The organism is Planctellipticum variicoloris (genome assembly GCF_030622045.1).
In the GTDB taxonomy this organism is placed as follows: domain Bacteria; phylum Planctomycetota; class Planctomycetia; order Planctomycetales; family Planctomycetaceae; genus Planctellipticum; species Planctellipticum variicoloris.
The window spans coordinates 2,985,607-3,004,550 of record NZ_CP130886.1 but is presented as its reverse complement, the minus strand read 5'-3'; the positions used below and the strand labels follow the sequence as shown (position 1 = coordinate 3,004,550).

Annotated in this window: 10 protein-coding genes; 7 read left to right on the top strand and 3 right to left on the bottom strand. The window is 64.4% G+C overall.

The features are described 5' to 3' along the window. Positions 1 to 113 precede the first annotated feature (113 nt). Together dnaE and SH412_RS11645 are read left to right on the top strand one after the other, a co-directional pair. Complete coding sequence (gene dnaE / locus SH412_RS11650; protein WP_336523687.1) at positions 114 to 3,662, top strand: DNA polymerase III subunit alpha; 3,549 nt, start codon at positions 114 to 116, stop codon at positions 3,660 to 3,662. Between the two features lie 450 nt (positions 3,663 to 4,112). Beyond that, on the top strand, positions 4,113 to 4,787 hold the full coding sequence (locus SH412_RS11645) for a hypothetical protein (RefSeq protein WP_336523686.1): 675 nt from the start codon (positions 4,113 to 4,115) through the stop codon (positions 4,785 to 4,787). A 179-nt stretch (positions 4,788 to 4,966) separates the two neighbouring features. Here the strand turns inward: SH412_RS11645 and SH412_RS11640 are convergent, their stop codons facing one another. Next, on the bottom strand, positions 4,967 to 6,301 hold the full coding sequence (locus SH412_RS11640) for a B12-binding domain-containing radical SAM protein (RefSeq protein ID WP_336523685.1): 1,335 nt from the start codon (positions 6,299 to 6,301) through the stop codon (positions 4,967 to 4,969). Between the two features lie 162 nt (positions 6,302 to 6,463). Here SH412_RS11640 and SH412_RS11635 point away from each other — a divergent pair, with 162 nt between their 5' ends. From SH412_RS11635 to SH412_RS11620, 4 genes are all read left to right on the top strand, one after another. Next, entirely contained in the window at positions 6,464 to 7,894 is a 1,431-nt protein-coding gene (locus tag SH412_RS11635) for a sulfatase family protein (RefSeq protein WP_336523684.1), read from the top strand. Positions 7,895 to 7,968: 74 nt separating this feature from the next. Then, positions 7,969 to 10,863, top strand: a complete 2,895-nt coding sequence (locus tag SH412_RS11630; RefSeq protein WP_336523683.1) for an NPCBM/NEW2 domain-containing protein — start codon at positions 7,969 to 7,971, stop codon at positions 10,861 to 10,863. Then, complete coding sequence (locus tag SH412_RS11625; protein ID WP_336523682.1) at positions 10,847 to 11,776, top strand: leucine-rich repeat domain-containing protein; 930 nt, start codon at positions 10,847 to 10,849, stop codon at positions 11,774 to 11,776. Before SH412_RS11630 ends, SH412_RS11625 begins: the two co-directional genes overlap by 17 nt. A 138-nt stretch (positions 11,777 to 11,914) precedes the next feature. Next, positions 11,915 to 12,790 (top strand): DUF4349 domain-containing protein, encoded by an 876-nt coding sequence (locus SH412_RS11620; protein ID WP_336523681.1) that lies wholly within the window; start codon positions 11,915 to 11,917, stop codon positions 12,788 to 12,790. Between the two features lie 25 nt (positions 12,791 to 12,815). On the opposite strand, the gene SH412_RS11615 is transcribed toward SH412_RS11620, so the two are convergent. Both SH412_RS11615 and ispG read right to left on the bottom strand, forming a co-directional pair. Next, positions 12,816 to 14,573 carry a DUF885 domain-containing protein gene (locus SH412_RS11615; protein WP_336523680.1) on the bottom strand — a complete coding sequence of 586 codons (1,758 nt, stop codon included), beginning with the start codon at positions 14,571 to 14,573 and terminating at the stop codon, positions 12,816 to 12,818. Positions 14,574 to 14,712: 139 nt separating this feature from the next. Beyond that, positions 14,713 to 15,864 (bottom strand): (E)-4-hydroxy-3-methylbut-2-enyl-diphosphate synthase, encoded by a 1,152-nt coding sequence (gene ispG, locus SH412_RS11610; RefSeq protein WP_336523679.1) that lies wholly within the window; start codon positions 15,862 to 15,864, stop codon positions 14,713 to 14,715. Positions 15,865 to 16,147: 283 nt separating this feature from the next. Here ispG and SH412_RS11605 point away from each other — a divergent pair, with 283 nt between their 5' ends. Next, entirely contained in the window at positions 16,148 to 18,925 is a 2,778-nt protein-coding gene (locus tag SH412_RS11605) for a PVC-type heme-binding CxxCH protein (RefSeq protein WP_336523678.1), read from the top strand. The last annotated feature ends 19 nt before the right edge of the window (positions 18,926 to 18,944 follow it).

Genomic DNA, 18,944 nt, shown 5'->3' with positions numbered 1-18,944 from the left:
AGGGAGAATTCGCGGGAAACAATTCGTTTTTTCCCCGCGGTTGAGGTCACGCCGCGGGACGGTAGAATCGGGTCATCAACTGCCCCCTTCTGCCGACACACGGAAGTGATATCATGACGGACGCGCGTCCCTTCGCCCACCTCCACTGCCATACGCACTTCAGCCTGCTCGACGGGGCGACGCGCATCTCAGACAGCGATCGCGAAGACCTCGTCAAGAAGGTCAAAGGGTCGGGGATGAACTCCGTGGCGATCACCGACCACGGCAACCTGTACGGCTCGCTGGAGTTCTACAACGCCTGCAAGGGGAGCGGGCTGAACCCGATCATCGGGCTGGAGGCCTACATCGCGCCCGGTTCCCGGTTCGACAAAAAGGGGGCCAGCAAGGTCAAGGAGGCCAGCTATCACCTGACGCTGCTGGCGATGAATCTGACCGGGTTCCGCAACCTGATCACGATGTCGTCCAAGTCCTTCCTCGAAGGCTTCTACTACAAGCCCCGCATCGACAAGGAGCTGCTCGCCGGTCACAGCGAGGGGATCATCTGCCTGTCGGGCTGCGCGGCGGGCGAGCTGTCGCACTACCTGCTCGCCGACGACTGGGAGGCCGCCGAGAAGCTGACGAAGTGGTACGTCGACGTCTTCGGCGACCGCTTTTACATGGAGATCCAGAACGCCGGCTTTCAGATTCAGAAGGAGTGCATGGACCGGACGGTCGACCTGGCCAACCGGATGGGACTCCCGCTGGTCGCGACCAACGACGCCCACTACCTGAACCGGGAAGACGCGGCGGTGCAGGACGTGCTGCTGTGCGTGAACACCAAGTCCGAACGGAGCGACCTGAACCGCATGCGGATGGACAGCGATCAGCTCTTCGTCCGCACCCCCGACGAAATGTACGCGGCGTTTCCGGGCTTCGAAGACGCGGTCGCCCGGTCGCAGGAGATCGCCGACCGGGTCGACATCAAGCTCGGCAAGGAACGGTACTACCCGGTCTTCCAGTGCCCGGACGAGCTGAGCGACGTCGATTACCTGCGGCTCCTCTGCGAAAAGGGGATGGAGTGGCGGTACGGCAAGGAAAACATCACTGACGAACACCGCGCCCGGCTCGACCGCGAACTCGGCGTCATCCAGAAAATGGGTTACCCCAGCTACTTCTTGATCGTCTGGGACTTCGTCCGCTTCGCGATGGATCAGGGCATTCCCTGCAGCGCGCGCGGTTCGGCGTGCGGGGCGCTGGTGGCCTACGTGCTGGGGCTCAGCCACGTCTGCCCGCTGCAGTACGACCTGCTGTTCGAGCGATTTCTCGACGAAAGCCGGACGGAACCCCCCGATATCGATATCGACTTCTGCCGCGATCGCCGGCAGGCGGTCATCGACTACACCAAGCAGAAATACGGCGAAGCGAACGTCTCGCAGATCGGTACGTTCGGCACGCTGAAGGCCAAGGCGGCGATTCGGGACGTCGGCCGCGCACTGTCGATCCCCCTCCCCCGCGTCGACGCCGTCGCGAAAATGATCCCGGAAGAGCTGAATATCGAGCTGAAGGAGGCTCTCGAAAAGAGCGCCGAGCTGAAGGAGCAGTACGAGGGGGATCCGCAGATCCGCGAACTGCTCGACATGGCGATTCAGCTCGAAGGGCTGGCGCGCAGTGCGGGAACGCACGCGGCCGGCGTGGTGGTGGCCGACCGGCCGATCGGCGACTACGTGCCATTGCAGACGATCTCGGGCAAGACCGACGTCGTGACGCAGTGGGACGGGCCGACGGTCGAAAAAGCCGGCTTCCTGAAAATGGACTTTCTGGGCCTGCGGAACCTGACGATCCTCGACAAGGCGGTGATCAACGTCCGGAAGCACCGCGGCGTGGAGATCGACCCCGTCAAGCTGCCGATCGACGACAAGGAGACGTTCGCCCTGCTGCAGCGAGGGGAAACGAAGGGGATCTTCCAGCTTGAGTCGGGCGGGATGCGCGACCTGCTGACGAAGATGAAGCCCGACAGCTTCCTCGACATCATCGCCACCTCGGCCCTCTACCGGCCCGGTCCGCTCGAAGGCGGCATGGTGATGACCTACGTGGACGTCAAACACGGCCGGCAGCCGCTGCCCCGCGTCCACCCGATCATGGACAGCATCCTGGACGAGACCTACGGGGTCATGGTCTACCAGGAACAGGTCATGCGGATTCTCAACCGCCTCGGCGGGATCGAGCTGTCGCAGTCGTATCAGTGCATCAAGGCGATCAGCAAAAAGAAGCTGGAGACGATCGCCAAGTACCGGGCGCAGTTCCTGGAAGGCTCCGCCGCGAACGGCCTGGCCGAGCAGACCGCCATTGAGCTGTTCGGCATGATCGAAAAGTTCGCCGGGTATGGCTTCAACAAGTCGCACTCGACGGCGTACGGGGCGGTGGCCTATCAGACGGCATATCTGAAGGCGCACTATCCGGCCGAGTTCATGGCCGCCCTGCTCTCCTGCGAAATGGAAGACACCGACCGGATCTCCGAGCACGTCGATGACTGCCGGCGGATGAAGATCGAAATCCTTCCGCCGGATATCAACCACAGCGAGGTCGAGTTCGGTGTGCTGGGGGACAAGCTGACGTTCGGTCTCGGCGCTCTGAAAGGCGTGGGCGAGGCGGCATTGCACGCCATCGTCGAAGAGCGGACCGCAAACGGGCCGTTCACCAGCATCTTTGATCTGGCGGAACGGATCGACCCGAAAGCCCTCAACAAGTCTGTGCTGGAACTGCTGGTGAAGGCGGGGGCGCTCGACTGCCTCGGCGGCCGGCGGTCGCAGTTGATCACGGTCGTCGAGCGGGCGGTGCAGGCGTCGCAGTCGCGGCATAAGGACAAGGCGCGGGGGCAGAAGAACCTGTTCGGCGGCGATGACGACGAAGCGACCCCCGAGGAAGCCGCGGCGGCGGTGATGACCGCCCTGCCCGACGTCCCCGAGTGGTCGCAGCGCGAGAAGCTGCAGTACGAAAAGGAGACGCTCGGCTTCTACCTGACCAGTCACCCGCTGACCGAGCTGGCGGACCAGCTCCGGTCGTACGCGACGCACGCCGCGCGCGAGCTCGTCGAACTCGATGACGGGTCCGAAGTCGTGCTGGGGGGGATGATTTCCGCGATCAAGAAGGCGACGACGAAGAAGCCGAGCCGGAACGGGCATTCCAAGTACGTGAACTTCGACTTCGAAGATCCGAGCGGCGTGGTCCGCTGCATCATGTGGCCGGAAGACTTCGCCCGGCTGGGGGAAAAGGTCGAACAGGACGCGGTGCGGTTCCTGAAGGGAAAAGTCGACAAGCGGAGCCGGGAGCCGAACGTCGTCGTCGATTCGATGTGGACGCTGGAAGAAGTCGAGCGGGACTTCACGCGGCAGGTGGCGATCAAGTTTCAGAAGGGGGTCCACGACACGCGCGTCGTCAACCGCGTGCGGGACATTCTGAACAAGCACCCCGGGCGGACGGAGGTGGTGCTCTTCGTGGATACCGCCGAGGACGCGCAGCCCTCGGCCCGGATCCGGTTCATCGCGCAGAAGCCGCTGGAGCAGAAGGTGAGTTGTACGCGGGAGCTGCGGACCGAGCTGAGCGATGCGCTGGGGGACGGGAACCTGAAGTTCATGGCGGAACCGCGCACGGCGAGTCGGTCGGGGGGGAGCGTGGGGCGGTAGTTGTTGGGGGGCGGATTTCGACGACTCCGGCTGAAGGGCATCGGCGGGTTGGCTCGAGTCGGAGTCGCCGTTCGACTGTCGATGGGCATGCAGGGCGCGAAAGAATTCGGAAAACCGTTTCCGAAGTGGCCAGTTGCCGCCATTCGGTCCTTCGGTCCAGTTCGGCTCCCAGTGCGGACGCAGGATCGATTCCTGTTCGAGCGCCGGAATGGATTCCAGCACAGTCAGCATGCGATCGAGTTCTTCCGCCGATAACCTCTGCCAGACGCTGTCGGCCAGGTAGGCCGCGTTGAAGTTTCGCAGCAGCCGGCGCGACCAGAAATCGCGGACCCAGTCCGGAACCTGCAATTCAGGGATCGTTGCGACAAGCCGCGCCAGCGGGACGATGTCTTCGTTGCGGTAGCCCGGGTACGGCGGCGGGTTCCAATGGGGCGGGAAGTCGCCGGAAACGTGGCTCGATTGAAATTCGAGGGCTTCCCGATAGCGGCCGGCCTGGATGTCATGAGCCATGACCGTCGCACGCTGTTGGGCGGACTGGCCGATCGTCAGCAGCCAGCCGCCGATGATGAGCAAAACGATCGAGAGGACCCACAGCGGCAGCTTGACTCGCTCTGGGCGGGACGTCTGTCGCTCATTCGCCGGCCAGGCTGTGGCACAGGCCGTCGTGAACATGATGAGCAGAATCGGCGCGGCGAGGAAGGAGACGGCGCCGATCAGCAGCCGGGCTCCAATCAGGCGACTTTCGGCGGCGGACAGTCGGTTTCCCGACATGATGTCAAAGATGGGCCAGGGGGAGAAAAGGTTTGCGGCGATGATGACCGCGTCGCTGTAGGTCAGCACGATGGCCGCGGCGATCCAGGTGGGGACGCTCCACAGAACCTGAATCACGCGGATGATGACGACCACGCGCCAGAGAGCCACGATCCCCAGCATCCAGAAATTCGCTTCGACCGCATTCCCTTCGTCCAGGAAACGTTCCACGGGAATGGCATAGATCCACGCCAGCGGGGCGGTCATCCAGAAACAGCGGAGAAAGTCTGCATAGCTGGGACAGTTCCACGGCAGGCGTTTGGAATAATTGATGTTCCAGAGCAAACCCCACAGCAGGAACGAACTGGCCAGTGAAGCCAGCAGCGGCAGGAACAGGTGGATCGGCTCGGCGGCGAGATCGGAGCGGTCGTATTCTCGCGCGAGAGCGGCTCCGAAGACGAACAGGACGCCGAGCAGCAGAGCGCCTTGGCTGCGGGCGACCGTCTCAATCGCGTCCTTCCGCAGCAGCAGAAATCGAACCAGCGTGTGGAGCGTCATACGGAGCTTTCTTCGCGTGGATTCCGCGGACGGGCAATCCGCCAGATCTGGTTGCGCAGTCTCTGTCGCTGGCGGGAGGGGCCGTCCGCGTAGACTCGCTGCAGGACCTCCAGGAAGCCCGTTTCGAGCTCGGGGACAGTCATCGCGTCGGGTTGATAAGTGACGTCGAACAGCGTGTACGCGGACCAGCCCTGGTCCCGCCGGAGGCGTCCCTGACGCTGCAGTTGCCGATAGAGGGCCGTGCCGGGGAAAGGCGTCTGCAGCGTTACCTGGACGTCGGCGAAGTCGGCGGTTTCGAGGAACTGGGCCAGCCGGTCGAGCGACTGGCGGGTTTCGCCGTCGGCTCCAACGATGAAGCAGGCGTTGACGCTGACCCCGGCCTGCTGGATGGCGTCAATCGCCCGGCAGATGCGGTCAAACTCGGCTTGCTTGCCTCCCATGCCGGGATAGCGGAAAACGAGCGATTCGACGCCGATCAGCACCTGTCGGCAGCCCGAGCGGGCCAGCCGCGCGAGGAGCTCCGGCCGTTCGCCGAGCCGCCAGTCGTTTTCGGTGAAGTACGGCAGCCCGGAGTCTGCGAGAGTTTCCAGCAGATCGAACCGTGGTGTCGGCCCGGCGAACGTGTTGTCGTCGGCCAGTTCCAGCAGCGGCCGGTGCGGACCGGTGTGTTCGCGGATCGCGGTCAATTCCCGGCGGACCTGCGCGACCGGCTTCTCGCGGTAGCGACCGAGCAGCCGGCTGGCGGCGCAGAAGGAGCAGGCCAGCGGGCAGCCGCGCTGGGTCTGCAGGGTATAGCGGGCCAGTCGGCCGCCGGGAATCAGCGACCAGCGGGGGATCGGGCTGGTTTCGGGGAATTTCCAGTCGGAAGCGTAGTACTGTGGCCGGAGCCGGTCGCGTGCCGCGTCGGTCAGGAGCGCAGGCCAGACCGGCTCGCCATCGCCCACGACGACGGCGTCGAAATGCCGTCCGGCTTCGTCCGGACAGGCGGTTGCGTGGAGTCCGCCGAGGACCGTGCGGCAGCCGCCGGTCCGCAACCGGTCACTCAGCCGGTACGCTTCCGGGACGGAAGCGGTGAGGGCCGAGACGGCGACCAGTGCGGGCTGCGTGGCGATGATCTCCGCAATCAATGCGTCAGTGACGGCCGGGGCTGCATGGTAGCTGGCGGTCCAGTCGTCCGGCAGGAGGCCGGCGAGCGTCAGGAGTCCGAGGGCCGGGAGTTCCGAGAGCGCATTCCCCCGCGCAGCAAGTCCCGGCAGCGTCAGTCCCAGCTCCAGCAACCGGGGGTTGACGATGCGGAAGCCGATCAGGGGGACGAAGGCGACGTGTGGCATGGAGATGGCCCGCCGAAGGAAACGTCGATCGTAATGCCCTGCGTCCGTCGCCCCAAGGCCGAATCTTTCCCGAGACCGCATTCCGTTTGACCCCGCCCTGCCCGACCGCGAGAATCGTGAACACTTCTTGATGCTGCCTCCCCCGAGCAGGAATGTTCCCCGATGGCTCTTTCTGCGTTTGCGAGACATTGTCTGGCGGTCGCCTGCCTGACCGTTTCTGGCGTCTGTTTCGCGGCGGATGCCCGACCGCCCAAAGTCGTGATCGTCTTTGCCGACGACCTTGGCTACGCTGATCTGGGCTGCTTCGGCGGCAAGCATGTCAGAACTCCGAACCTGGACCGGATGGCGGCCGAGGGGCGGCGGTTTACCGATTTCTACGTGGCGCAGGCGGTCTGCTCGGCGTCGCGGGCCGCCCTGCTGACCGGGTGCTATTCGCACCGCGTCGGCATTCAGGGAGCGCTGGGGCCGGCGAGTAACAACGGGATCAATGCCGAGGAGACCACGCTGGCGGAGGTGTTCAAATCCCGCGGGTATGCCACGGCGATCTATGGCAAGTGGCATCTGGGGCACCATCCCGAGTTCCTGCCGATGCGGCACGGGTTCGACGATTATTTCGGGCTGCCGTACTCGAACGACATGTGGCCGCAGCATCCGACGGCGACGTTTCCCGACCTGCCGCTGATCGAAAAGAACGCGACGGTCGCGCTGAACCCGGATCAGACGCAGCTCACGACGTGGTACACCGAACGGGCGGTGAAGTTCATCGAGAACCATCGCGCGGAGCCGTTCTTTGTCTACGTGCCGCACGCCATGCCGCACGTGCCTCTGTTCGTCTCCGACAAGCACGCCGGGAAGACGGGGCTGGGACTCTTCGGCGACGTGATCGCGGAAGTTGACTGGTCAGTCGGGCAGATTCTGGAGACGCTCAAACGGCTCAGCCTCGACGAGCAGACGCTGGTGATCTTTACCTCGGATAACGGTCCGTGGTTGTCGTACGGCAATCACGCGGGCTCTGCCCTGCCCCTCCGCGAAGGAAAAGGGACGGCCTGGGACGGCGGCGTGCGGGAGCCGACGGTGATGCGCTGGCCCGGGCGCATCCCGGCGGGGACTGAGTGCACGGAACCGAGCATGACAATCGATCTGCTGCCGACGCTGGCAAAGCTGATCGGGGCTCCGCTGCCCGAAAAGAAGATCGACGGGCTGGATATCGGCCCGCTGGTGTTTGGAACGGAGGGAGCGAAGTCGCCGCACGAGGCTCTGCTGTTTTACTGGGGGGCGGAGTTACATGCGATTCGGAGCGGAGACTGGAAACTGCATTTCCCGCATAACTATCGCACGCTGGTCACGCCCGGAAAGGACGGTCAGCCGGGACCGTACAAGCAGGCTCAGACCGGGCTGGCGCTCTATAATCTGCGCCCAGACATCGGCGAAGCCCACGACGTCCAGGGGGACCATCCGGAAGTCGTGGATCGGCTGAAGACCCTGGCGGATGTCGCTCGGGCGGACCTGGGTGATACACTGACGAAGACGCGCGGCGCGGGGCTGCGGCCTGCCGGGACGCACGCGCCGAAAGCGCCCGCGGGTGCGAAGTGATCGCGAACTTCGGGCGGAAAGGCACAGGCGGGCGAGCCGCCCGTGGCACACGTCCAATCATTGAGGCAATGTCTTTGGAACATCGATGTCAATGGTCGCGGCGACGGCTGCCGTCGATGGGCGTCCTGGCCTGCCTGCTGGCAATCTTCGCCCCGAATGATGCCGGTGCCGCGGACCGCTATGCGGCGCGAACTGCGGATGGTCGCGAACTGGGCCAGGCGGAGCTGCAGGACTGGAATGAGCCGGGCGCGACGCCACGGATTGCCGGGCATGCGATTTTTGACGCGGCGCAACCCGTCCGTTGGATCATCGATCGCGAACAGCCGCCGGGACCGTTTCCTGAGGCATGGGTCGAGCTGATCAATGGCGATCGACTTGCCGGAGAAACGCTGGAGTACCGTACCGGCGGGAACTCGGCGTATGACCCGCAGCCGGCCCACCTCCTGGTGCGGACGGTGGGAGAATTTCAGCCGCCGGACCGCGCGCAGACGGTCGACGCGCGGGTGGGCGCCGACTGGGTGGCGCGGATCGTCTGGCAGCGGACGCAGTCCGCGTATCAGCCCGGCACCGCGTTCCTGCGAAACGGGGGCAAGATCAGCTTTCGCACGATTCGCTGGGCAGCGGGCGAATGTACGGTGCTGACGGCCGATGGCCTCAAAACGCTTTCCTGGGGAGATCTGGCCGAGCTGCATCTGCCGCGGAAGGACAACTGGGACGCCTGGCTGGATCAGCTTGCCATTCTGAATCCCGCGGAGACGGGCCGGATCATTCAGCAGCAACTGGCGGACGGGGGGCTGCTGACGACGTCGACGGAACGCTTCTTCGCGCAGCACTGGGGGGACAAGAATCGCCCGGAGAGCTGGCTGCAACTGGTTCAGCCGGCCTGGAGCCTCGATCCGCTCTGGGTGCGGTTCCGGGCAGTCCGGGCCTGGCGGTTCTTCTCGCCATTTCAAGTCCCGCTGACGGCGATCGTCCCGCAGCAGGTGACGCGGCAGGCGGTGTTTGGCTCGGGCTGGCGCGAGCAGATCGATCGGACCGTGCAGGGGCAACCGCTGATCGCAGCGAATCAGCAGGCAGGCTGGGGCATTGGCCTTCACGGCGGTGCGGAGCTGCTGTTTGACCTCCCCGACTCAGTCCGCGGAGTGCAGACCCGCTATGGGCTGACGTCCGAGGCGGGGGCCGGCGGATGCGTCAGCTTTCACGTGGTCGTCGGCGAGAAACAGGAACTGGTCCGACGCGAGTTTGTGACCGGTTCGACCGAATGCTTCGACACGGGTCTGCTGACGCTGGTCCAGGGAGCCGAGCCTCCGGGGAGGTTAACATTGCGGACCGACATGGCTCACGAAGGCCGCCCGTCGGCCGCCGATCCGTTCGACATCCGGGATTCCTCGGCCTGGCTGGATCCGGAAGTGACGCTCGACCCGGTCCACGTTCGCCGCGAATGCCTGCGGCGGGCGCTGCACGGTCTCCCCGGCCTGGCGGGCTGGTCGCCTCCCGCAGGGACGCAGCCGCTGCTGCGGGTCGAGACAGTCTACGATCAGTTCGACGGGCAGGATCGACGATTTCGCACGGTTCTCCGACCCGAGGGGCGCTTCCTGCTGGTCTCGCGCAAGCTGAAAGTGGCCGCCGGCGACCGTTGGCTGGCGCTGGCGGTTTCGCGCTACCCCGACCGGACGAGCCCAAGTTCGATTCAGGTGCGAATCAACGGTCGGACATGGTGTGATCTGGACGTGCCGCAGCGGCGCGGGGCCGCCGATCCCGACCCGATCCTGGTTCCCGTGGACCAGGCGGCGGGGACGACGGCGCTGGTCGAGGTCGTTCTGCTGCCGCAGGATGAGCGCTCTTTCGTGGACTGGCGGGGATTTGCGTTGACGGCGGAACCGCCGGGACTCCATCGGATCTTCGAAGACGAACCGGAATTCGCCGCGGAACTGTCCGCAGGGGGCGGGAAGGCGGAATTGTCCGCCGAGCAGCCGTTTCGCGGCATGACGTCGCTGCGCCTGCCGGGCGGGTCGGCGGAGGCCCCGCAACTGCCGGACTTGAACCTCGAGATCGCGGAGCATCCCCGGCTGGGTGAGTATCGGTACCTGGTCTTCGCTTGGAAGCCGCAGGGAGGCTCGCGGATTGAGCTGCAACTGGCCAGAGACGGCGCGCTGGAATCGATGCTGGACGCGGGCGGTCGTCGACCGCCGTTGCGCGGGCGGCCCGCCGGCGGTCGGGGGAACGGCGAAGACCGAGGGCTGCGGCATGGGTATGCGTGGGATGCGGGGGCGGAGAAACAGTCCGCCGGCGCCCCGTTGCGGCTGGAGTGGAAGCTGCCGGGCGACTGGACGCGCCACGAACGGGATGTCTTTGCCGATTTCGGCGGATTCCGGATGACCGGACTGGCCCTGAGGTCGTTCGATGGAGAAGCCGTCTGGCTGGACCATGTCTACCTGGCCCGCACGTCGGAAGATGTGAGCCGGCTGCGCGCTGCATCGACGCCGGGCCGGAAGCCGGAGGGGGACCCGGCGGTGCTCGACCGGGCGGGGCAACGCGTCGAGTACGGCCCGCTCCTTTCGCAGATTGCTCCCGCGTTTGGAACCGCGGCGGTCCGCGACGGACTGGTGCTCCGGCGGGAAGTCGCCGGGCAACTGGAGGCCCTGCAGACGCATCCGCTGGAAGCGGACAAGCCGTTCACGATGCGGACGGTGCTGTCGATCCCCGCAGATCGCACGACGACGCTCGACATGCATGTGACGCATTTCGAGAAGGCGGACTGGCAGCTCGTCGTGCGCGCCGATGGCGAAACGATTCACGAGCAGCGGATCGATGAATCGTTGACGATTCCCCAGCGCGGCTGGGCGACGGTGCAGGTCGACTTGTCGCGGTTCGCCGGACAGACCATCCTGCTGGAAGTTCAGGCCGTGTCGAATGACTGGCAGCACGAGTACGCCTTCTGGAAGCGGGTCCATGTGGTATCGCAGTGAGTTGGTCGGCCGGATCTGTCTTCTCCTTGCCGTCGTTTGCGGATGCGCGCTGGCTGGCTGCGGGAAGACCTCCGAACCGGAAGGCTCCATCCCGGGATCGCCGACGCTGGAAGAGATGTATCGCTCGGCGCCGCCCACTCCGGAATTGCGGATCACCGACGCGGTGCATATGACGATGCTGGAGAAGAACCCGGAGTATCTGCGGGAGTCGACGGGGTTTCGGTTCGAGGACGATCAGTTCGTGATGGCGGAGTTCGTCAACGCGCACGTGCGGGACATCAGCGCGCTGCAGGGCTATCCGCTGTTCTATCTGGGGCTGCGCGAGAATCCGGTGGAGGATCTGTCGCCGCTGAAAGGGATGGAGCTGCGCGAGCTGTATCTGGAGCAGACGCAGGTGAAGGATCTGTCGCCCTTGACGGGGATGCCGCTGCAGACGGTCTACCTGAGTCAGACGCCCGTCAGCGATCTGACGCCGCTGGCGGACTGCCCGATTGCCTATCTGAACCTGCTGGGGACGCCGGTCACCGACCTGACGCCGCTGAAGAAAATGCCGCTGGACACGCTCTGGCTGAATGAGACGCAGGTGGAGAATCTGGGGCCGCTGGAGACGACGCCGCTGGTGAGCCTGACGCTGCACAAGACCCCCGTCCGCGACATCAGCGTGCTGGGCCGGATGCCGACGCTGCAGCGATTGCACATTGGCGAGACCGAAGTGACCGATCTGCGGCCGCTGAAGAACCTGCGGCTGCAGCGGCTGATCTTCACGCCTGCAAAGATCACCGAAGGTCTGGAGCAGATTCGGGCGATGGAGAGTCTGCGGGAACTGGACGTCGAACTGTCCGAAGGACCGCGGCTGACGCCGGCAGAGTTCTGGGCGAAGTACGACGCGGGGGAGTTTGCGGCGGCGAAGTAGTCTTGTCGGGCCAATCGACGGGAATAATTGGCGGCGTCCGGGACTCATTCCTGCAGCAAGTCTCGGAGCGGCCGATGCGGATGCGAGCGAGCTCCGTCGCGTTTCGGGCCTGCAATTCCCGGAGCTGTGAGCCCCATCATGCGCGCACTTCTGACGGCGTCGGTGATTCTCGGTCTCTGGATGGCCGGCGGTTGCGGTGGAAAGTCGCAGCCGTCGGGACCTCCGGTTCCCGCCGTGGTACCGCCGATGGGCGCGCTCGCGGTCGGTCAAGCGGCGCAGGCGGCAGCCGAGCAGCGAGTCGATTCCCGGAAGCTCATTTTCAACGGGACGCTCGAACTGCTGATCAAGGACTACCAGGCGGCGGCGAGCGGAATCTCGTCTCTGGTTCAAAGCCACAACGGATACATTGCCGCTCAGAATGAATCGAATCTGGCGGAGTCGCACCGGAGCGGAACGTGGACGTTGAGAGTTCCGCCGGATCGATTCGACGCCCTGATGGCTGCCTGCGCGGCGTTAGGAGAAGTTCGGCGACGGGAAGTCCGCGTGCAGGACGTCACCGAGGAGTTCGTCGACCTGGAGGCTCGCGAGCGATCCAAGAAGGTCGAAGAAGAGCGGCTGCTGGAACTGCTGAAGACTGCTTCGAGCAGTCTCGAAGACGTGCTGGCCGTCGAGAAGGAGCTGACGCGGGTCCGCGAGGAGATCGAGCGCATTCAAGGGCGGTTACGCCTCTTGAGCCAGCAGACCGGCTACGCCACTCTGACGTTGACCATCTCGCAACTGGGGATCACGCCCCCCGAGCGGCCGCTCGGACTGATCGCGGAGATGTCGGCCAGTTTCTTCAGTTCGCTCCGCGGACTGATCATGCTCGGACAGACGTGCCTCGTCGCTGCCGCAGCGGTCGTCCCGTGGCTGATCGTCGTTGTTCCAATTGGCGTGTTCGTCTACTGGAACTCACGCTCGAAGCGTCCCGGCCGGCCGATCTTTCCGCGCGAGAACGCGACGGGGCCGGCCTGACGAGATCGAGTCTCAGACTGCGGAGCTACTGCCGTTCGGGTTTCTGTTCCGCCAGCCACTCATCGACCAGTTCCTCCAGAACGCTCAGCGGGACGGCGCCGTTGCGGAGCACGACGTCGTGGAATTCGCGCAGGTCGAAGCGGTCCCCCAGTTCGGCCTGGCACTTGCGGCGCAGTTCCCGGATCTTCAGTTCGCCGATCTTGTAGGCCAGCGCTTGCCCGGGCCAGGAGATGTAACGGTCGATCTCGTTGACGATGTCCTGTTCGGACTTCGCAGCGTTATCCCGGAAAAACGTGATTGCGCGGTCGCGCGACCAGTGCTTGTGGTGGATGCCGGTGTCGACGACCAGCCGGACGGCCCTCCACATCTCGTAGGTGAGCTGGCCGAACTTGGAGTAGGGATCGTCGTAAACGCCGAGCTCGTCGCCGAGGCTTTCGGAATAGAGCGCCCAGCCCTCGACGTAGGCGGTGAAACCGGTAAAGCGGCGGAAGGTTGGGACGTGCTCCATTTCGGTGGCGAGGGCGATCTGCAGGTGATGGCCGGGGACGGCCTCGTGGAGCGACAGGGCGGCGATTTCGTACTTCGGGCGGGTTTCGACCTGGTAAAGATTCACAAAGTAGATCCCCGCACGCGTCCCGTCGGCGGCGGGCGGCCGGTAGTAGGCGGTCGTGGTGTCGGGGGCCATGTGCTCCGGGATGGCCTCGACGCCGTAGGGAATTCGCGGGAGCTTGCGGAAGACGCGAGTGAGGAGGGGATCGACCCGCTTGCAGAATGCCTGATAGGCCTGCAGGAGGTCCTGGGGCTTTTCGAAACGAAATTCGGGGGCCGTGCGGAGGTGTTCGAAGAACTCCGGCAATGTTCCCTGGAAGCCGACCTGCTGGCGGATTGTCTCCATGCCGGCCCGGATGCGGCTGACCTCCTGCAGGCCGATCTCGTGAATCTGGTCGGGAGTGAGGCTGGTCGTTGTAAACTGCAGGGCGGCGAACGAGTACAAAGGCCCGCCCTGCGGCACCTGCCAGACGCCGACGTCCTTCAGACTGCCAGGGAGATAGTCGTCCTCGAAGAAGGTCAGCAATTTCTGGTAGGCCGGGACGATGTGCAGTGCGATGGCGGTTCGGGCGGCGGTCTGCAGCCGGGTCCGTTCGGCTTCGGCAAGATCCTTCGGAAACGTCCGGAAGGGTTTGTAGAACAGGCTCTGTTCGGGATCCTCGACAATCTGGCGGCGGATCTGCTGGGGGACGCGTTTCAGGACGATCTGCGGCTGGAGGATCCCGCGCTTCAGACCTTCGCGCAGCAGCCCGATCGTCTGGTCCATGTAGACCGGAAAACGCTCGATCCGCAGGAGCCAGTCTTCGTAGTCTTTGACGGCGTCGAAGGAGATCGAATCTCCCAGCGACCCCTCGTCCTGAATTCCCTCCCGCTGGTTGATCGGCACGAGGTGCCAGCCGAACGGCTGGCCTTCAACGTCCAGTTCCGCCTGCCAGCGGAAGAGTCGGTGATTCAGGCGGTCGCTCGGCGAAAGCTGGCCGGGGTCAAACTGCTGGAGACGTTCGAGAAGCTCTCGCTGGTGAGCCTGCCGGCGGGCGATGGCCTCCGGGCTGACATCGGGCCAGCGGTCGTTGTAGCGCTTGTCGCCGAGGTGCGAGGCAAACGTGGGGGATTCCCGCAGTCCGTACTCCCACTCGTCGTCGAACAGCTTCTGCAGCGCGGCGTTGGACTCAGGTTCGGCAGCGCAGACTGCGCCGGACAGGAGCGCGATGACAATGGCCACGCTGATTCGCATGAGATGACGCCTCGATGTGTGAACGACGATCGAATAGGTCGTGCGCCGCCGCTGAGTCGGCTGTGCGATGGATCTGAACTCCGTCCGCGGTCTCACGGCCGGGACGGCCGTGGCACACGAAAGAAAGGAGTGCAGACCTTCAACGGACAGGCGTCGGCTGCTTGGTGGCGAGGATCACGTCGAGTTCGGCCTTCAGACGGGGCAGGATCTCGTCGTAGGTGAAGGCGCCCAGTTCCGCCGGGCCCTTCTTCAGATTGACGAACTTCGGGCCGCACCAGAGACCCAGGTCGGCGTCGTCGGTTTCGCCGGGGCCGTTCACGCGGCAGCCCATGACGGCGATGGTGACGTCGTAGTCCTTGGCGTACTGCGTCATCTCTTTGACCTGCTGGGCCAGTTCGATGAAGGCCTCGTTCTCAACGCGCGAACAGCTCGGGCAACTGATGATGTTCAAAGTGTCGAGGCCGAAGTCGACCACGGACCGGACGCGGCCGGCGGCGATATCGGCCAGGATCTTGCGGCCGGCGGCGATCTCTTCGGGCTTCCGCGAGTTGGGCACCGTCAGCGAGACGCGGATGGTGTCGCCGATGCCGCGGCTGACGAGCTGCTCGAACGCGATCCGCGTCTTGATGATCCCGTCGGGGGGCAGCCCGGCTTCGGTGACGCCCAGATGCAGGGGGACGTCGGAACGGGCCTCGGCGAACCGCCGGTTGATGTCGATGACCTTCTGCGGATCGGAGTCTTTGAGGGAGACGCAGTAGCGCGTGAAGCCGATGGAATCGAGGAAGTTGCAGTGGTCGAGGGCGCTCTCGATCATCGGGGTGATCGAGTCCTCGGCGTCGTACTTGGCTTTCTTGTCGGGGTCCATTGAGCCGCAGTTCACGCCGACCCGCATTGCGCAGTCGTTATCGGTGGCGATCTGCGCCAGGAAGCGGACTTTTTCCTGCCAGGACTTCTCCCGTTCGTGATGGTACAGGTGTCCCGGGTTGTAGCGGACTTTGTCGACGTGGGGGGCGACCAGCTCGGCGAGCCGGTAGTTCTCCTGCAGGTCGACCGACAGGTTGGCTCTGACCTGGTTACGGATTTCCTTGAGGGCTTCCGCATCTTTCTTGCTGTCGACCGCGACGCGGACGACATCGGCCCCGGCGGCTTCCAGGGCCAGAATCTGTTCGACGGTGGCATCGATGTTCTGCGTATGAGTGGCCGTCATGCTCTGGACGGCGATCGGATGCTGGGCGCCGATCGAGATGGAGCCGATCCGGACCGAGCGGGTCGGATTGCGTCGCAGTTCCACAGTGAAACGTCCTGTACGTGGGGAGTCCCGGATGCCTCCGGCCGACCATGCCGGCCCGTTGCAGGAGTATAGTCGGTCGGTCGGGCCGGGCACAGCGGCAACGGGCCGGCAACGTGCGACCTCAAATTTGCGTGAGGAAGATCAACGAACGCTGTTGCAAACTGGAAAGACGTTCCTTCCCCGGTTACGCTGAGGGAACGCGTGCTGCGGGGAGGCGCCGTTGCGCACCGAAAGTTCCGCACCGATCAAGACTTCCGTGAATCGATCCACCGGGAAGAACTGCATGAAAACGTCGATTGCCGCGGTGTTGTGCCTGGGGCTGCTGACCGCGACTGCGCACGGTCAGGCTCTGGAGCTGCAGCCCAACGATCATATCTGCATCATCGGGAACACGCTGGGAGAACGTCAGCAGCATTACGGCTGGCTGGAGACCCTGCTGCACGCCCAGTTCCCTCAGCACAACCTGGTCTTCCGCAACCTGGCCTACAGCGGCGACGAAGTCGGCGGATTCAAGGACGGCAATCGGCGGATGCGGTCGATGTCGTTCGGCTCGCAGGACGAATGGCTGGCCGGCAAGGCCCCCTGCCCGCAGCCGGAGAAGCTCTCGCCGCGCGACCAGGGAAAGGTACGCGAGAACCGGTTTGAGCTGACCAATACCAAAGCCGACGTGATCTTCGCGTTCTACGGCTACAACGAATCGTTCGCGGGCGAAGCCGGGCTCTCCGGGTTCAAGCAGGACCTGGAAGCCTTCATCAAGCACACGCTGGCCCAGAAGTACAACGGGAAGTCGGCCCCGCGGCTGGTCCTCTTCTCGCCGATTCCGCAGGAGTACATCGACGATCCGAACCTGCCGAGCAAGGCCCAGGTCGATGCGGCGAACGTACGAATTGGCATGTATGCGAAGGCGATGAGCGAAGTTGCGGCTCAGGAGAAGGTCGTCTTTGTCGACCTGTTTACCCTGGTGCCGGAAGCCGCGAAATCCATGAGGCCAGCCCAGCCGATGACGATCAACGGCATTCATTTGAACGAAAAGGGTGATCAACAGTTGGCGCGTGCCGCGGTGGGAGCTTTCCTGAAGCTCGAAAATCCTCGACAGCCTCTTGTGAAATTCGCCAGCTTCGAAACGCTCCGCAAAGCCGTCAACGACAAGAACTGGTACTGGTACATGCGGTATCGCGTCACGGACGGGTACTCCACGTACGGCGACCGCGCATTCCTGAAGTTTGCCGAAGGCCCGGGCGGGTACGGCGAAGGTCTGTCGAACTACTCGGTCGGCCAGCGCGAGCTGGAAGTCATCGACACGCTGACCGCCAATCGCGACAAGGTCGTCTGGGCTGTCGCCAAGGGGCAGGACGCCAAGCCGGAAGACAACAATCTGCCGGAGTTCATTCCGGTCATCAGCAACAAGCCCGGCCCGCTCCCGGGAGGCAAGCACGAGTTTCTGGGAGGCGAAGAGGCCATCTCGAAGATGACCGTCCATCAGGGGATGAAGGTCAATCTGTTCGCGTCCGAAGAGATGTTCCCCGAGATGGTCAATCCGGTGCAGATGGCCTTCGACACGAAGGGCCGGCTGTGGGTCGCCGTCTGGGAGACCTACCCGCACTGGAAGCCGACCGAGGCGATGGACGACAAGCTGCTGATCCTCGAAGACACCAACGGAGACGGCAAGGCCGACGTCTGCAAGACGTTTGCCGGCGACATTCACAATCCAACCGGCTTCGAATTCTGGAACGGCGGCGTCCTGGTCGCACAGGGGCCGGACATTCTGTTCCTGAAGGACACGGACGGCGACGACAAGTACGACGTCAAGGAACGTTTGATTCACGGGCTGGATACCGCGGATACGCACCATACCGCGAACAGCTTTGCGCTCGATCCGGGCGGGGCGATGTACTTCCAGGAAGGGACGTTCCATCACTCGCAGGTCGAATCCCCGTGGGGGCCGGTCCGCCGCGTCGCCAACGGGGCCGTGTTCCGCTACGAGCCGCGGGCGCAGAAGTTTGACGTCTACGTTTCGTTCGGGTTCGCCAACCCGCACGGTCACGTCTTCGATCGCTGGGGCCAGGACATCGTTTACGATGGCACCGGGGCTCAGCCGTATCACGCGACGCTGTTCTCGGGGGACATCGATTACCCGCACAAGCACGCGCGCCCGCCGCAGGTTTACAAACAGCGGACCCGTCCCTGCGCCGGCGTGGAAAGCCTCAGCAGCAAGCATTTCCCGGACGAACTGCAGGGGAACCTGCTGGTCCTGAACGTGATCGGTTTCCAGGGAATCCTGCAGTACAAGGTGGAAGACGCCGGTTCGAGCTTCAAAGCGAACGAAGTTGAGCCGATCCTGTATTCGTCCGATCCGAACTTCCGCCCGGCGGACGTGGAGATCGGTGCGGACGGCGCGATCTACTTCTGCGACTGGCAGAACCCGATCATCGGCCACATGCAGCACAACCTGCGAGATCCGAGCCGCGACCGGACCCACGGCCGCGTCTATCGCGTGATCTACGAAGGCCGCGAGCTCAACAAGCCGGCGGCGATCGCGGGAGCGCCGATCGCCAGCCTGCTGGAACTGCTGAAGTCCCCGGAAGATCGTGTCCGTCATCGGGCGCGGATCGAACTGGGGGGCCGTCCGACGAAGGACGTCATCGCCGCGGTCGGACCGTGGCTCAAGGGTCTCGACGCCAGCGACCCGGCCTTCGGCCATCACCAGCTCGAAGGGCTCTGGCTGCATCAGAACCACAACGTGGTCAATGAAGAGCTGCTCAAGCAGGTGCTGACGTCGAAAGATTTCCAGGCGCGGGCGGCGGCTCAACGGGTGCTGGTGGCGTGGCGGGATCGCGTGAAGGATCCGCTGGCGCTGCTGCAGGCCGGGGTCAACGACGAAAGCCCGCGAGTCCGGCTGATTGCGGTCTGGGGGCTGAGCTATTTCGACGGAGCCGACGCGGCGAAGGCTTCGGAGATCGCCGTGGAATCGCTGGTCTACGAGCAGGACGAGTTTCTGAAACTGGTCCTGGACGAAACGATGAAGACGCTGGACCGGCGGACCAAGGCGGCCAGCAAGTAGCAGCAGCCGTCGGCCCGTG

What these genes read in the sequence shown, in the direction of transcription:
- dnaE (WP_336523687.1), top strand. Translation starts at nt 114, where the DNA reads ATGACGGACGCGCGTCCCTTCGCCCACCTCCACTGCCATACGCACTTC.
- SH412_RS11640 (WP_336523685.1), bottom strand. Translation starts at nt 6,301, where the DNA reads ATGCCACACGTCGCCTTCGTCCCCCTGATCGGCTTCCGCATCGTCAAC.
- SH412_RS11635 (WP_336523684.1), top strand. Translation starts at nt 6,464, where the DNA reads ATGGCTCTTTCTGCGTTTGCGAGACATTGTCTGGCGGTCGCCTGCCTG.
- SH412_RS11625 (WP_336523682.1), top strand. Translation starts at nt 10,847, where the DNA reads ATGTGGTATCGCAGTGAGTTGGTCGGCCGGATCTGTCTTCTCCTTGCC.
- SH412_RS11620 (WP_336523681.1), top strand. Translation starts at nt 11,915, where the DNA reads ATGCGCGCACTTCTGACGGCGTCGGTGATTCTCGGTCTCTGGATGGCC.
- SH412_RS11615 (WP_336523680.1), bottom strand. Translation starts at nt 14,573, where the DNA reads ATGCGAATCAGCGTGGCCATTGTCATCGCGCTCCTGTCCGGCGCAGTC.
- SH412_RS11605 (WP_336523678.1), top strand. Translation starts at nt 16,148, where the DNA reads ATGAAAACGTCGATTGCCGCGGTGTTGTGCCTGGGGCTGCTGACCGCG.